The organism is Paeniglutamicibacter sp. NPDC012692 (genome assembly GCF_042901625.1).
In the GTDB taxonomy this organism is placed as follows: Bacteria; Actinomycetota; Actinomycetes; order Actinomycetales; family Micrococcaceae; genus Paeniglutamicibacter.
Genome location: NZ_JBIBDE010000006.1, coordinates 232,959 through 246,159, shown reverse-complemented (window position 1 = coordinate 246,159; position 13,201 = coordinate 232,959). Strand labels below are relative to the sequence as shown.

The 13,201-nt window shown below is 67.0% G+C and carries 13 protein-coding genes; 1 reads left to right on the top strand and 12 read right to left on the bottom strand.

What is annotated here, in order from left to right:
• The 6 genes from ACFY5D_RS18955 to dapA form a co-directional block, all read right to left on the bottom strand.
• The gene (locus tag ACFY5D_RS18955; protein ID WP_209996009.1) at positions 1–414 is read right to left on the bottom strand and encodes a helix-turn-helix domain-containing protein; all 414 of its coding nucleotides are present in this window, start codon (positions 412–414) and stop codon (positions 1–3) included.
• A 194-nt stretch (positions 415–608) separates the two neighbouring features.
• Positions 609–1,124: a CinA family protein gene (locus tag ACFY5D_RS18950; RefSeq protein ID WP_387533517.1), complete on the bottom strand. Its 516-nt coding sequence runs from the start codon at positions 1,122–1,124 to the stop codon at positions 609–611.
• A gap of 30 nt (positions 1,125–1,154) precedes the next feature.
• The gene (gene pgsA, locus ACFY5D_RS18945; RefSeq protein WP_387533514.1) at positions 1,155–1,769 is read right to left on the bottom strand and encodes a CDP-diacylglycerol--glycerol-3-phosphate 3-phosphatidyltransferase; all 615 of its coding nucleotides are present in this window, start codon (positions 1,767–1,769) and stop codon (positions 1,155–1,157) included.
• Positions 1,770–1,778: 9 nt separating this feature from the next.
• Entirely contained in the window at positions 1,779–4,679 is a 2,901-nt protein-coding gene (locus ACFY5D_RS18940) for a DNA translocase FtsK 4TM domain-containing protein (RefSeq protein ID WP_387533511.1), read from the bottom strand.
• 140 nt (positions 4,680–4,819) lie between these two features.
• On the bottom strand, positions 4,820–6,526 hold the full coding sequence (locus ACFY5D_RS18935) for a ribonuclease J (RefSeq protein ID WP_387533508.1): 1,707 nt from the start codon (positions 6,524–6,526) through the stop codon (positions 4,820–4,822).
• 15 nt (positions 6,527–6,541) lie between these two features.
• The gene (dapA, locus tag ACFY5D_RS18930; protein WP_209996001.1) at positions 6,542–7,462 is read right to left on the bottom strand and encodes a 4-hydroxy-tetrahydrodipicolinate synthase; all 921 of its coding nucleotides are present in this window, start codon (positions 7,460–7,462) and stop codon (positions 6,542–6,544) included.
• A gap of 64 nt (positions 7,463–7,526) precedes the next feature.
• Here dapA and ACFY5D_RS18925 point away from each other — a divergent pair, with 64 nt between their 5' ends.
• Entirely contained in the window at positions 7,527–8,771 is a 1,245-nt protein-coding gene (locus ACFY5D_RS18925; RefSeq protein WP_387533505.1) for a heparan-alpha-glucosaminide N-acetyltransferase domain-containing protein, read from the top strand.
• Positions 8,772–8,811: 40 nt separating this feature from the next.
• Here ACFY5D_RS18925 and ACFY5D_RS18920 read toward each other — a convergent pair whose 3' ends face one another.
• The 6 genes from ACFY5D_RS18920 to ACFY5D_RS18895 form a co-directional block, all read right to left on the bottom strand.
• The gene (locus ACFY5D_RS18920) at positions 8,812–9,318 is read right to left on the bottom strand and encodes a hypothetical protein (protein ID WP_387533502.1); all 507 of its coding nucleotides are present in this window, start codon (positions 9,316–9,318) and stop codon (positions 8,812–8,814) included.
• Positions 9,319–9,438: 120 nt separating this feature from the next.
• Positions 9,439–9,921 carry a GNAT family N-acetyltransferase gene (locus ACFY5D_RS18915; RefSeq protein ID WP_387533499.1) on the bottom strand — a complete coding sequence of 161 codons (483 nt, stop codon included), beginning with the start codon at positions 9,919–9,921 and terminating at the stop codon, positions 9,439–9,441.
• A 202-nt stretch (positions 9,922–10,123) separates the two neighbouring features.
• Complete coding sequence (locus ACFY5D_RS18910) at positions 10,124–10,345, bottom strand: hypothetical protein (RefSeq protein ID WP_387533497.1); 222 nt, start codon at positions 10,343–10,345, stop codon at positions 10,124–10,126.
• Between the two features lie 107 nt (positions 10,346–10,452).
• Entirely contained in the window at positions 10,453–11,178 is a 726-nt protein-coding gene (locus ACFY5D_RS18905) for a tyrosine-protein phosphatase (RefSeq protein WP_387533494.1), read from the bottom strand.
• Complete coding sequence (locus ACFY5D_RS18900) at positions 11,175–11,525, bottom strand: DUF952 domain-containing protein (protein WP_387533491.1); 351 nt, start codon at positions 11,523–11,525, stop codon at positions 11,175–11,177. The genes ACFY5D_RS18905 and ACFY5D_RS18900 overlap by 4 nt, the downstream gene beginning before the upstream one ends.
• A 161-nt stretch (positions 11,526–11,686) precedes the next feature.
• A complete protein-coding gene (locus ACFY5D_RS18895) occupies positions 11,687–13,153 on the bottom strand; it encodes a chlorohydrolase family protein (RefSeq protein WP_387533488.1) in 1,467 nt (488 codons plus the stop codon).
• Positions 13,154–13,201 lie beyond the last annotated feature (48 nt).

Sequence of the window (13,201 nt, the reverse complement as noted above, 5' to 3'; positions counted from 1 at the left end):
TTAGTGGCTCGGTGCAAGACGCTTGCCGAGATCCCCGGCGAATTCGCTGGTGAGATCCACGGGAACGGTATCCGGGATGGTGATGCCTTCGGCGATGGCCACGCGGTCGCTGACTTCGCGAAGCATCAGCGAAAGCGGAACCTCCAAGGCGCTGCAGATCGAGGAGAGCAGTTCGGACGAAGCTTCCTTCTGTCCGCGTTCGACCTCGGAAAGGTATCCAAGGGAAACACGAGCGCTATGGGAAACTTCACGCAGGGTACGACCCTGGCGCTGACGAACGTCGCGGAGGACGTCACCGATTTCGTGTCGTAGGACTACCATCTTGCGCTCCTCTTTTTCGCGGCGGACCTCGCTCTGTAGGCCCACATCACGCCAACGGACCACACCGTTTACCGATACTGGTTGCTTGACCATGTGCATTGCCTTTGTTCTCCGGTCCTATTGCCTTTGTGGGGCGATCGGTGCGGACACTTGATGTGCCCGTCATGGGGTACAACTACGAATAATCGTAGTTTGTTCCCACGACCCCCACCCTATCCAGAGCCGGGGTCGATATTCCACAACATTATTGAATGGGTCAACAACTATGTCATAAACCGCATTGATAGCTACATTGCCCCATCAACCTGTGTGGTAACTGAGCGAATCGTGGAAATGAGCAGTGTTAAAGCTGCGGCGGTCGCCGCGGCCCGAATCCGTGCCCGATCGCCCTGAAAATGATACTCGGCAGAACCGCTGCCGCCCGGATGGGCAAAGCCGAGGAAAACCGTGCCAACTGCCTTGCCGTCGTGGGGATCCGGACCGGCAACCCCCGTGGCGGAAACCGCGACGTCGCTGAGGCAGCATTCCCTGGCGCCGACCGCCATCTGGCGGGCCACCTCGCCGTCGACCGACCCCTTGGATTCCAGGAGCTCCCGGTCGACGGACAACACGCGCGCCTTGACCTCGCTGCTGTAGCTCACGACCCCGCCCTGCAGCACCACCGAGGCGCCGGGCACCTCCGCCAGCGTCGCGGCAATCAGGCCGGCGGTCAGCGACTCGGCCGTGGCGAGGCTCAGCCCGGCCTCAACCGCGGCGGCGATCACCTCGCGGGCCAGCGTGTTGCCCTCCGCCTGTTCAGGCATTGAATCCATGGGGTCTGCTCCGGCTTCCGCTTAGGCCTTGCTGCCAGGGTTCTTCAGGTGCTGTGCGCGCAGCTGCCACGCCTTGACGAGGTAGTCGACGCCGGTGACCACTGTGACGATCAGTGCGAGCCACATCACGCCGACGGCGACGAACCACAGCCAGGTGACGGTGTGGGTCCACGGCAGCAGGTAGAGCAGGATCGCCACGGCCTGCAGCACCGTCTTGAGCTTGCCGCCCTTCGACGCTGCCATCACGCCGTAGCGGATGACGACAAAGCGCACGAGCGTGATGCCCCATTCGCGCACCAGGATCACCACGGTGATCCACCACGGCAGCTCCCCCAGCACGGAGAACAGCACCAGGGCCGATCCGGTGAGCAGCTTGTCCGCGATGGGGTCGGCGATCTTGCCGAAGTTGGTGATCAGCCCGCGGCTGCGCGCCAGGTCCCCGTCGAGCTTGTCGGTGTAGATGGCCAGCGCGAACAGACCGAAGGCCACCCAGCGCAACCAGCCGTACTGCTGGTGGTCGGCCAGCAACGCCCAGATGAAAAACGGGACCATGAAGATGCGCAGCGTGGTGAGCACGTTGGCGATGTTCAGGTTCGGAACGGGCTTCTGGGCTGGGCTTTCCGGGGAATCACTCACGTCTCTAGGTTACCTTCCGGTGAGGTTCCAGGCGTCTTCCGAGCCCTCGTCGTCTGCACCGTCGTGGTAGTCGACGGCCTGGGCGTAGGAGTCCAGGTCCTCCGCCACCAGGTCGGTCCCGTAGTGGTTGGCGTTGGCGTTCTCCGCCAGCGCGGCTTCCTGAGCCGTCGGGACCACGTCGCCGGCCGGGGTCTCGTCCCCGCGCATCGCGGCAAGCACCGCGGGCAGGTCGTCCGGCTTGACCAGCACGTCGCGGGCCTTGGAGCCCTCCGACGGGCCCACGACGCCGCGCGATTCGAGCAGGTCCATGAGGCGGCCTGCCTTGGCAAAGCCGACGCGCAGCTTGCGCTGCAACATCGAGGTGGAGCCGAACTGGGTGGTGACGACCAGCTCGGTGGCCTGCAGCAGCAGCTCCAGGTCGTCTCCGATGTCGTCGTCGATCTGCTTCTTGGGCGTCTCGGCGGCGACGTCGCTGCGGTACTCGGCCTTCAGCTGGCCCTTGACGTGCTCGACGACCGCGTGGATCTCCGACTCGGTGACCCAGGCGCCCTGCACGCGCATGGGCTTGGAGGTGCCCATGGGCAGGAAGAGCGCGTCGCCCTGGCCCAGCAGCTTTTCCGCGCCGGGCTGGTCGAGCACCACGCGGGAGTCGGTGACCGAGGAGGTCGCGAACGCCATGCGCGAGGGCACGTTGGCCTTGATCAGGCCGGTGACCACGTCCACCGACGGGCGCTGGGTGGCCAGCACCAGGTGGATGCCGGCGGCACGGGCCAGCTGGGTGATGCGGACGATCGAGTCCTCGACGTCGCGCGGGGCGACCATCATGAGGTCGGCGAGCTCGTCGACGATGACCAGCAGGTACGGGTAGGGCTTCATGACCCGCTTGGAGCCCTCGGGCGGGATGACCTTGCCGTTCTTCACGGCCTTGTTGAAGTCGTCGACGTGCTTGAAGCCGAAGTTGGCGAGGTCGTCGTAGCGGGTGTCCATCTCCTTGACCACCCACTGCAGCGCCTCGGCTGCCTTCTTGGGGTTGGTGATGATCGGGGTGATCAGGTGGGGAACGCCCTCGTAGGCGGTGAGTTCCACGCGCTTGGGGTCGACCATGACCATGCGGACCTCGTCCGGGGTGGCGCGCATCAGGATCGAGGTGATCATCGAGTTCACGAACGAGGACTTGCCCGCGCCGGTGGCGCCGGCGACCAGGAGGTGCGGCATCTTGGCGAGGTTGGCGACGACGAAGCCGCCCTCCACGTCCTTGCCCACGCCCATGACCATCGGGTGGTCGGTCTTGCGGGCGTTGTGGCTGCGCAGCACGTCGCCGAGCACCACGATTTCCTTGTCCGCGTTCGGGATCTCGATGCCGATCGCGGACTTGCCCGGGATCGGGGACAGGATGCGCACGTCGGAGGAGGCGACGGCGTAGGAGATGTTCTTGGACAGCGCGGTGACGCGCTCCACCTTGGTGCCGGGGGCCAGCTCGATCTCGTAGCGGGTGACCGTCGGGCCGCGGGAGAACCCGGTGACCTTCGCGTCGACCTTGAACTGGGTGAGCGTGTCGGTGAGCGCGGCGACCACCGCGTCGTTGGCCTCGGAGCGTTCCTTGGACGGCGGGCCTGCCGGCAGGTAGTCGGAGGAGGGCAGCGTGTAGGTGACGTCGCCGGAGAGCTGGAGCTGCTCGGTGCGCGCCGGGATGGGAGGCAGCGGGGTCGCGGAGGGGCGCGAGGGCACCTGCGGCACGGCCGTGGTCGCCACGTCGTCCGCGCCGAAGTTGGTCAGGTCGATCGCGCTCATGGCCTGGGTGTCGGCCTCGGGCTCTTGGCCCAGGCCGACCTGGTCCATGATCGCGGCCATCTCGAGCTCGGCCTTGGTCGGCCGGCGCACGCCGGGGCGGACGGACGGTTCCCGGTAGCCGGGCTCGACTGCTTCGTCGTAGAGGTCCACGGACGGGTCCTGGGCCATCGGCAGGCCGTGGTCGTCGGTGATGACGGCGGTGTCGTAGGCCCCCTCGCCGGAGTTGCCCAGCAGGTCCTCGGCGGCCGGGGCCTCGTCGCGGTCCTTGCCGAAGAGCCGGGTCTTCTTCCGCGGCTTCTTGGCCGCGGGCAGCTCGTCGTATAGGTAGGACTGGTCGTGTTCCTCGGCGTCGAGCTGGACGCCGCGGCGGGTCGGGGCCGGGGCGCCGTCCGGGTCCTGGCCCATGAGCTTGTCGTAGCCCTCGCGAATGCGCTCGGGGACCTGCTTGATGGGGGTGGCGGTGAGGATCAGCAGGCTCAGCAGCGCGAGCGCGACCATGACCGCCATGGCGCCGGGGGCCTTGATGATCCCCGCCAGCGGGACGGTGGCCAGGGCGCCGAGCACGCCGCCGGCGGCCCAGAGATCGTCGAAGGAGGCGTTCAGGGCAGGCATTCCGCCGACCACGTGGGCGATGCCGGAACCGGCCAGGGTCAGCAGGGCCAGGCCGATGCCCACCCGGTTGTTGGCGCGGTGCTCCTCCGGCCAACGGAAGAGCCTGATGGCGCCGATCAGCAGGATCGGCGGCATGAAGGCAGCCATGAACCCGAACGTGCCCCCGGCCACGGAGTGCACGAACGTGCCGTACCAGCCGACCCCGCGCAGCCCCCACCATTCGACCGAGGCGATGACCACGGCCAGGATGACCAGGAACAGGCCGGTGCCGTCGCGGCGCACCTCGTAGGGAGGGTGCACGTCGCGGCCGATCTTGCGGAAGGCGCCGGCCACCACGCGGGCGACGCCCATCCAGGCCGAACGGATCATGCGCACCGGCAGCGGGAAGTCGTGCACCGGCGAAGCGGGTGCGCTCTTTGCCGTCTTGGTGCTCTTGGATCGTGACCCGGCGCCGCTCGAGGAGCGCGCAGGGGCCTTCGAGTTGCCGGAGGGAGTGCGGGTGGCCATGAGTGCAAGGCTACCGTGAATCCATGGACCGCACCCGGATTTACACGCGCAAAAGCCCCCGGAATCCACGCGTGGAGCGCAGAATTCCGGGGGCTTTCACAAGCCGGTGTGAGGTATTGAACTACCCCGTGCGGGGCTGTTTAGGCCTCGAGCACGACCGGCACGATCATCGGCTTGCGGCGCAGCTTGCGCGAAACCCATGAACCGATGACGCGGCGGACGATCTGCTGCAGCTGCTGCGTGGTGTGCGTCGGGTTGTTGCGCACCGCGTCCTGCAGGGCCTCGGCGATCTTCGGCCGGATCTCGTCAAACACGCTGTCGTCCTCGGCCACGCCGCGGGCGTGGATCTCGGGGCCGGAAATCAGCTTGCCGGACTGGCGGTTGATCACGGAGATCACCGAGATGAAGCCCTCCTCGGCCAGCGTGACGCGGTCCTTGAGGTCCTCGTCGGTGATGGTGCCGACCTTGGAGCCGTCCACGTACACGAACCCGCAATCGACCTGGCCGACGAGCTTCGCCACGCCGTCCTTGAGGTCCACGACGGAGCCATCCTCGGTGAGCAGCACGTTCTGGGCCGGGACACCGGACTGCGCCGCGAGGCGCGCGTTGGCGATCAGGTGGCGGGTCTCGCCGTGCACCGGCATGACGTTCAGCGGCTGCAGGATGTTGTAGCAGTAGAGCAGCTCGCCGGCCGAGGCGTGGCCGGAGACGTGCACCTTGGCCATGCCCTTGTGGATGACGTCAGCGCCCAGGCGCATCAGGCCGTTGATCACGCGGAACACCGAGTTCTCGTTGCCCGGGATCAGTGAGGAAGCCAGGATGACGGTGTCGCCCGGGCCCACCTGGATGCGGTGGTCGCCGGTGGCCATGCGGGAGAGCGCGGCCATCGGTTCGCCCTGCGAACCGGTGGACATCAGCACGACCTTGTTGTCAGGCAGCTTGTCCACGTTCTTCATGTCCACCAGGATTCCCGGCGGGATGTGCAGGTAGCCGAGCTTCTCGGCGATGGTCATGTTGCGGACCATCGAGCGGCCGATGAAGGCCACCTTGCGCCCGTGGACCTGTGCGGCGTCGATGACCTGCTGCACGCGGTGCATGTGCGAGGAGAACGAAGCGACGATGATGCGCTTGCGCGCGCGGCCGAAGAGGCCCTCGAGCACCGGGCCGATTTCCTTTTCCGCGGTGGTGAAGCCGGGGACGTCCGCGTTGGTCGAGTCGGGCATGAACAGGTCAACGCCCTCGTCGGCCAGGCGCGCGAAGTGGCGCAGGTCGGTGATGCGGCCATCCAGCGGCAGCTGGTCCATCTTGAAGTCGCCGGTGTGCAGCACGTTGCCGGCATCGGTGCGGATGAACACGGCAAGCGCGTCCGGGATCGAGTGGTTGACGGCAACGAACTCGGTCTCGAACGGACCGAAGGTCTCCACGTCGCCCTCGACGACCTGGCGCAGCACCGGCTTGATGCGGTGCTCCTCCAGCTTGGCCGAGATCAGCGCAAGGGTCAGCCGCGAGCCGATCAGCGGGATGTCCCCGCGCAGGCGCAACAGGTACGGAACGGCGCCGATGTGGTCCTCGTGGCCGTGCGTGAGCACGAGCCCGACGACGTCGTCCAGGCGGTCCTTGATGTAGCTGAAATCGGGCAGGATGACGTCGACGCCCGGCTGGTGCTCCTCGGGGAAGAGCAGGCCGCAGTCGACGATCAGCAGCTTGCCGTCGATTTCGAAGACGGCCATGTTCCGCCCGATCTCACCCAGGCCACCGAGCGGCACGATGCGCAGGGTGCCCGGTTGAAGCTTGGGCGGCAGGGAGTGGAGCACCGGTTCGGTGACCCCAACGGAAGATTCGGTCATGAATTGCTTACCTTTCTAGAGCTCCCATCCGCCCTCGCGCAAATCGGTGCGGATGGAATCGAGTTCCGCTTCCGACGGTGCCACAAGCGGCAGCCGGACAACGGTGTTCGGCAGGACACCCTGCCAGTGAAGAATGTGCTTTGCCGAGACGGCGCCCTGGATGTGGCTCATCACGGCGCGCTGGATCGGGTCCAGGGCAAAGTGGGTGGCGCGGGCCGTGGCCAGGTCGCCTGCGAGCATGGCGTCGACCAGGATGCGGTACTGGGCCGCTGCGATGTGCGCGGTCACCGAGACGACGCCCACGGCGCCGGCCGCCATCAGCGGCAGGGTTAGCCCGTCGTCGCCCGAGTAGACGTCGAGGTCGGTGGCGCCCAGCACCGTGGTGGTCGACTGGTAGTCGGCCTTCGCGTCCTTCAGCGCCACGATGTTCTGGTGCTTGGACAGCTCGATGATGGTTTCGGGTTCGATCGGGATGCCCGCGCGGCCGGGGATGTCGTAGAGCATGACGGGCAGGTCGGTAGCGGAGGCGACGGCCTCGAAGTGGGCCTTGACGCCTGCCTGCGACGGCTTGTTGTAATACGGGGTGACGAGCAGCAGTCCGTCGATGCCGCCCAGCGCCGCGGCGCGCTGGGAGAGGCTGATGGAGTGGCGGGTGTCGTTGGTGCCGGTTCCGGCGATGATCTTGGCGCGGTCGCCCACTGCGTCGCGCACGGCCGCGAACATGGCGAGGTTTTCCTCGTCGGTCAGCGTCGAGGTTTCGCCGGTGGTGCCGGTGACCACAAGGCCGTCGCAGCCGTCGTCGACAAGCTTGTTCGCCAGCTTGGCGGTTGCTTCGTAGTCGACCTCCCCGTTGTCCTTGAAGGGGGTCACCATGGCGGTGAGCACCGTTCCCAGGGTGTAATTCGGACGTGGGGTATTCAACGCAGATTCAGCCATGACATCAACGTTACACTTTGCGCGCCCCAACGGTTCATTCGGCGCCAGGCAATAGGCTGTAACAATGACCGAAACTTCGTCCCGGGGAGCCAAGGCCGGAAGCCGCGGTGCGCGCCCGGCGGGCGGATCCCCTCGCATCCTCGGCGTGGACCTGGCAAGGGCCGTTGCGCTGGTCGGCATGATGGCGGTGCACATCCTGCCGCTGCGCGTGGCACTGGCCGGGGACGGGTTTGCCCCGTCCTGGGCCGCGACAATCTTCTCCGGGCGGGCCTCGGCCCTGTTCGTCTTGCTTGCGGGCGTCGGCCTCGCGCTGCTCACCGGCGGCGCGGCCGGCCCTGCCCCGGGCAAGATCGGCGCCCTGCGGCGCAGCGTGCTCATCCGGGCCTGGCTGATCGCCCTGCTCGGATTCGGCCTCGGGGCCCTGGACACGAATGTCGCCGTCATCCTGGTGCACTACGCGCTGCTTTTCCTCGCGGCGATCCCGTTCCTGAACATGCGCCGGCGGGCGCTGGCTTGGTGGGCCGCCGGCTGGCTGCTGCTCTCCCCCTTGCTCTACTACGTGCTGCGCCCGTGGGTCGAGGGACTCACGGATCCGTTCCGGCTGGGCAACTCCCCCGGCTTCAGCGACCTCGGGACCCCGCTGGTGTTCCTGGCGGACGTGTTGCTGACCGGCTACTACCCGTTGCTGGTGTGGTTCGGCTTCCTGCTCACCGGCCTGTTCGTCGGCCGGCTGGCCCTCTCCCGGCCGCCGGTGGCGCTGGGCCTGCTGGTTGCGGGTTCGGTGATGGCCGTGGGGGCACGGATTGGTTCCGAGTGGCTGCTGGAGAGCCCCGGGGCGCTCAAGGCGCTTCGCTCGGCGACCGAGCTCAACGCCAACGGTCTCGAGGTTGCCCTGGCGACAGGCCAGCGGCTGGACGGCGCCATGGGCACACCCTGGTTCCTGGCAATTTCCGCGCCGCACAGCGGCGCCCCGCTGGATGTCATGCACGTGACGGGCTGCGCGCTGGCTGTCCTCGGCGCGGCCCAGCTCCTGTGCATGGCGTTTTCCGCCCTGCTGGGCGGAGTCGGCCAGATGCTGCTGTGGCCGTTGACCGGGGCCGGTGCCGCAACCCTCACGATCTATGCCGGGCATTTGGTGGCGCTTGACCTGTTCAGCGATATCTCGGCTCCCCTGCCAAGGAACGCGCTGTTCATCATCTACGTCGTGGCAGCGCTGTTGCTGGGGCTGCTGCTGAAGTTCATCGGGCGCCGCGGTCCGCTCGAGGCGTTGGTGCACAGCGTTTCGACAACGCTTTCCGGAAGCAAGTAGCCCCCTGCCGAGGATCCGATTCCAGGGTGGCGGGCGGCAGCTAGTCCTGGCTCCAGGCGCCGTGCCAGTAGGCGGCTTGTTCCCCGTGTTGGCGGATGATCCGGTCTCCCGCTGTGTCGGCGACGGGCCACAGGTCGATCCGGTACCGGTCGATGGCTTCGGCGTCCTCGAAGATGCAGTCCGCGTCCTTTGCCGCATCCATGTTGATGCCCGCATAGCGCAGTCGGTAGCGGCCGTGCGGGATCGGCATCGGATCCCGGGACGGTTCTCCCCACTCAGTCAGGCATAGCTCTCCGGCCACCTCGAGCGGGACTTCCACGGCTTCCTCCCACTCCTCGGAAAGGGCGGGTTCGCTGTCATTCAGATGAATCGAGAGCCCGACGTGCCCGGTGAGCAGTCCCGTCGTGAAGAAGAGCAGCGGCGCAGCGGCGGCACCGCACAGGCCCTTGGCCTGTCCCCGGAACGCATCGCCCATGTCAATCTCAATGAGATCCTCGGGATGGATGTAGAACTGCGAGTAGGCCACGTTGATCGTCCCGTTGAACAATTCCAGGCGTTCCTCCAGATCGGCTTAAGCACTGGTCACCCAGCGTATCGGCAGACCGTCCGAGGTGTGGATGAACACGGAGAGGGACTCGCACAACCCGCTCTGGCCCACGCCACGCGGCTACTCCCGAAGTGTTGGTGCAACTGCCTCGGATACGGCACCGATGGTCTCAAAGCTGAAGATGACACACTCCATCCGCACTCCGCCTTGGGACTTGTAGAATTCCAGCGCGTGGGGGTCGGCTGCCTCGGCCGGCACGAACACCGTGGCAATCCCGGCGCTCGCCGCATCGTCGATGACTGCTTGCATGAGCTGCCGTCCCAGGCCTGTGCGCTGATGTTCGGAGTCGACGGCAAAATCGTAAATCATGAGTTCGTTGTCCATGGAGCGTGTCATGGGCAGGACGTGGGCGGTGAGGCCTCCAAGTACGGCGTCGTCAACGAGCACCGCGTAGGCCCAGAACGACGGATTGGCCAGCAGCGCGTCCACGTAGTCCCGATCCAAGGCCGCTGCCGGTTCCTCGAAAACCTCCGACATGAGCTCGAACATCTTGATTGTCCGATCCGTGTCCGTCTCGCCCAGCCTCACGATTCGTCTACTCATCAAATAGCCTTTCTGCCGCGCATCGCCCCCTCTCGTTGGAAGGCGAGGGGGCGGCCCCACGATTTCGATCCTAGGTCCCCCGTGACGTGGCGGGCTAGAGGCATCTCCAAATGCGATGCGGCAGACCCCGCAACGTGCTGCCGAAAACCGGCGAAGGTGCTTCCCGGCAGCGGAAACAAAAGGGGCGCTGAGGGGCTGCCGGCTAAGGACCAGAAACCAGGGTGACGACAAAGATGGTCGCTGGAATCAAGGCAATTCCCCAGATGCCCGAGGCGATCATCCACCCCGGGTGGTCTTTTCGCGCGGCAAGCCAAGCGCCGACCAGACCCAGGACCGCGGGTGCAGCAAGGAACCACGTGGACAGCGGGTTCCCGTCGCTTCCAACAAACAGTATGAGCAGCGTGATGACAAGTCCCAAAGCCATGCACCCCACGTGGCGATGGGCTGTTCGTGCTTGCCGGCCTGCGGGTTTATCGAAGTCATGGGTCGATTCTTCCACGGACGCGACCCTGGTTGTCTGGCCGCGCGCGGCTAAGCGTCGATGAGCATCGCGCGCAAGGATGCGCTCACCGGAGCCGGCACCTTGAGCATGTCCAGGATGTCCCTGGCATGCGCGGCCACGTCGCGGACGATGGCGATCTTGTCGCCGAGCCAAGCCTCGGCTTCCTCCTGCGACCAAGTGGCCTGGCGATCCGCGGTCGGCGAATGGTGGGCGGCACCCGCCATGGCACGGACCGAGGCCGCATAGTCCCCCGCAACAGCGTCCGGGTCGACCCCGGCGTTGCCCAACAGCAGCGCGCAGATCATTCCGGTGCGGTCGCGACCGGCGCTGCAGTGCACCAGCACGCCCTGCTCGGCGGACGCGATGGCCTCGAGCGTCGCCCGCACCAGATGTGGTTGCAGGCGCCAGTTGTGGCTCCAGCACTCGGGCGAATCGAGGATCGGGAAGCATGCCTCCCGGAAGGCGGGATCCAGCTGGTCCTCGGTCGGCGCGTTCACGATCGAAAGGTCCCCGAGCGCCCGCGCGGCAACCTCCGGGTCCCCGTCCTGCACGCCGACCTCGTAGGGGCAACGAAGGTCCACGACCGAGGAAAGACCCCACGCACGCGCGTCGGCCCAGCCCTCGACGGTCAGGCGCTCGCGACGCGGCCCGCGCGCAATCCTGCCCAACACCGTGGCCCCGGTCGGGGAGAGTTTGGTCGGCATCCCGCCCAGGTCCCGGGCGTTGAAGTAGCCGTCCCAGGCGAGCCCCGTCATCCAACCACCAGCACGCCGTTGACCATCCGTGCCGGATGGATTGCCTTCACCCACTCGACTCTTACGGCGCCGTAGACGTGCGGGTAGAGCTCGCCGTCGCCGCCGTCCTCGTGTTTGATGTCGGTTCCGGCGGCCTCGATGGCGGGGCCGTCGAGTTCAAGCACCACCAGTTCCCCGGGATGGTCCGCATAGATGAATCCTGCGACCACCGGAAGTTGCTCCGGCGAGGAACAGTGGATGAACCCGACATCGTCGAGGCCGGCGCCACGGGTCGATCGGCTGTACACGCCGGATTCCTTGGCTTGGAGCCAGTGCTCGGTTTCGGCCAGGTGCAGGATCCTTGTCATCTCCCCAGCATAGGAGGGAGCCAAAGCGGACCAGGTGCTTGCCACGCCACGGGTATTGCCCCTGCGGCACCAGTCAGAGATGCATCCCAGCGTCCTGACCGGGATCCCTTGGACGGCGCGCTAGGGATCCCGGAGACAACCGCCGCCGGGCGCGGCCGGTGTCAGCGCAGCGGAAAGCTGGAGGGGAAGAGTTCCTGCGTCGGGCGCTTCTTGAAGTCGCTGACGCTGAAGGAAGCCATGTACTTTTCCAGGAACCGCTGCGCGCGCTCGGCGTAGGAGCCGGTGTCCACCGTCACGATCCGCTTGTCCTCCACGACCGTCCGCCCGGCGACCACCACCCGGGTGATGTCCCGGCCGTCGCAGTTCATGACCAGCGTGCGGATCGGGTCGCCGTGGGGCCCGATGTGGGTTCCGTCCAGGTCGAGCACGAAGTAGTCGGCCTGGGCCCCCGCGGCCAGCCGGCCCAGGTCGTCGCGGCCCAGCGCGTTGGCGGGGTCCAGGGTCGCGGCCCGGTAGAGGTCCTCGGCCCGGGCGCTGGTCCGGTCCCCCGTGCTTGCCTTGGTCATCCCCATGGCCAGGTCCATGGCGCGGATCATGTTCGGCGGGGCCGAATCGGTGCCCAGCACCACGCGGACGCCCTTGGCCCGGTACGCGTCGAAGTCCTCCATGCAGACGCCGTAGTGGGCGGTGGGGATCGGGCAGAAAATGACGGTGGCGCCGTGCTCGGCCAGGATCCGGACGTCGTCGCCCTGCCCGTAGCGCTCGGGCATGTGGCGGTGCCCGGGCACGGTCCAGGCATGCGGGATGAAGGTCTTCTCCTTCAGGAACCCGATCGACTCGAGGTACGGGATCGGGCGCAGCCCGGTGCGGGCGACGATCTCCCCCACCTCGAACAGGCCCTGGGCCGCGTGCAGGCGCACCGGAACACCGAGCTCGTCGGCGGCTTCACGGGTCATTTTCAGGGTCAGCTCGGTCTGCGTCTCGATGCGCGCCGGCAGCAGCGCGGTGCGGACCAACCCGCCGGCGGTGTCCTCGTAGTCCCGGCAGAACCGGATGGCCTGGGCCAGGCCGTCCAGCCCCCTGTCCTCGTCCTCGTGAAGCAGCGACGCGGTGCCGTCGGTGTAGGGGACGTGAGTGCGGTAGCTGGGGCCGAGGTACGCGCGCAGCCCGAGGTCGGTGACGGCCGAGGCCAGCTGCGCCATGTCGGCGTAGTCCTCGCACCACGGCTTGTAGGTCTCCGCGGCGATGGGCATGATCGTGGTGATGCCGTTGCGGACCAGCTGGCTGACGGCAAACTGCCGCCGGAAGAGCTCCTCCTCTTCGGTGAACACCGGGCCGTGGTCGGCCAGGTATTCCTCCGACCAGGCCAAGCCCGTGCGGCGGTCGCCCGTCGGCCACGAGTCGAAGATCGCGTGGTCGACGTCCGCCAGCGCGTTCAGGTCGATGAACCCCGGCGACACGATCGCGTTGCCCGCGTCGATTTCCACATCGACGCGGCCGGCGTAGCCGCGGCCCACGAAGACGATGAGGCCGTCCTCATGCACCAACTCGCCCCGGGGCCAGATGCAGTGGTCCCCGTTCTCGTAGCCGATGACGAAGGCCGCCCTGACCCGGGTGGTCTGACCCAATTTCTGCTCCCTTGTGTTGGTACGCGCGTCTTGGTACGTGCGGCAGAG

What these genes read in the sequence shown, in the direction of transcription:
- ACFY5D_RS18955 (WP_209996009.1), bottom strand. Translation starts at nt 414, where the DNA reads ATGGTCAAGCAACCAGTATCGGTAAACGGTGTGGTCCGTTGGCGTGAT.
- ACFY5D_RS18950 (WP_387533517.1), bottom strand. Translation starts at nt 1,124, where the DNA reads ATGCCTGAACAGGCGGAGGGCAACACGCTGGCCCGCGAGGTGATCGCC.
- ACFY5D_RS18940 (WP_387533511.1), bottom strand. Translation starts at nt 4,679, where the DNA reads ATGGCCACCCGCACTCCCTCCGGCAACTCGAAGGCCCCTGCGCGCTCC.
- ACFY5D_RS18935 (WP_387533508.1), bottom strand. Translation starts at nt 6,526, where the DNA reads ATGACCGAATCTTCCGTTGGGGTCACCGAACCGGTGCTCCACTCCCTG.
- dapA (WP_209996001.1), bottom strand. Translation starts at nt 7,462, where the DNA reads ATGGCTGAATCTGCGTTGAATACCCCACGTCCGAATTACACCCTGGGA.
- ACFY5D_RS18925 (WP_387533505.1), top strand. Translation starts at nt 7,527, where the DNA reads ATGACCGAAACTTCGTCCCGGGGAGCCAAGGCCGGAAGCCGCGGTGCG.
- ACFY5D_RS18915 (WP_387533499.1), bottom strand. Translation starts at nt 9,921, where the DNA reads ATGAGTAGACGAATCGTGAGGCTGGGCGAGACGGACACGGATCGGACA.
- ACFY5D_RS18910 (WP_387533497.1), bottom strand. Translation starts at nt 10,345, where the DNA reads ATGGCTTTGGGACTTGTCATCACGCTGCTCATACTGTTTGTTGGAAGC.
- ACFY5D_RS18905 (WP_387533494.1), bottom strand. Translation starts at nt 11,178, where the DNA reads ATGACGGGGCTCGCCTGGGACGGCTACTTCAACGCCCGGGACCTGGGC.
- ACFY5D_RS18900 (WP_387533491.1), bottom strand. Translation starts at nt 11,525, where the DNA reads ATGACAAGGATCCTGCACCTGGCCGAAACCGAGCACTGGCTCCAAGCC.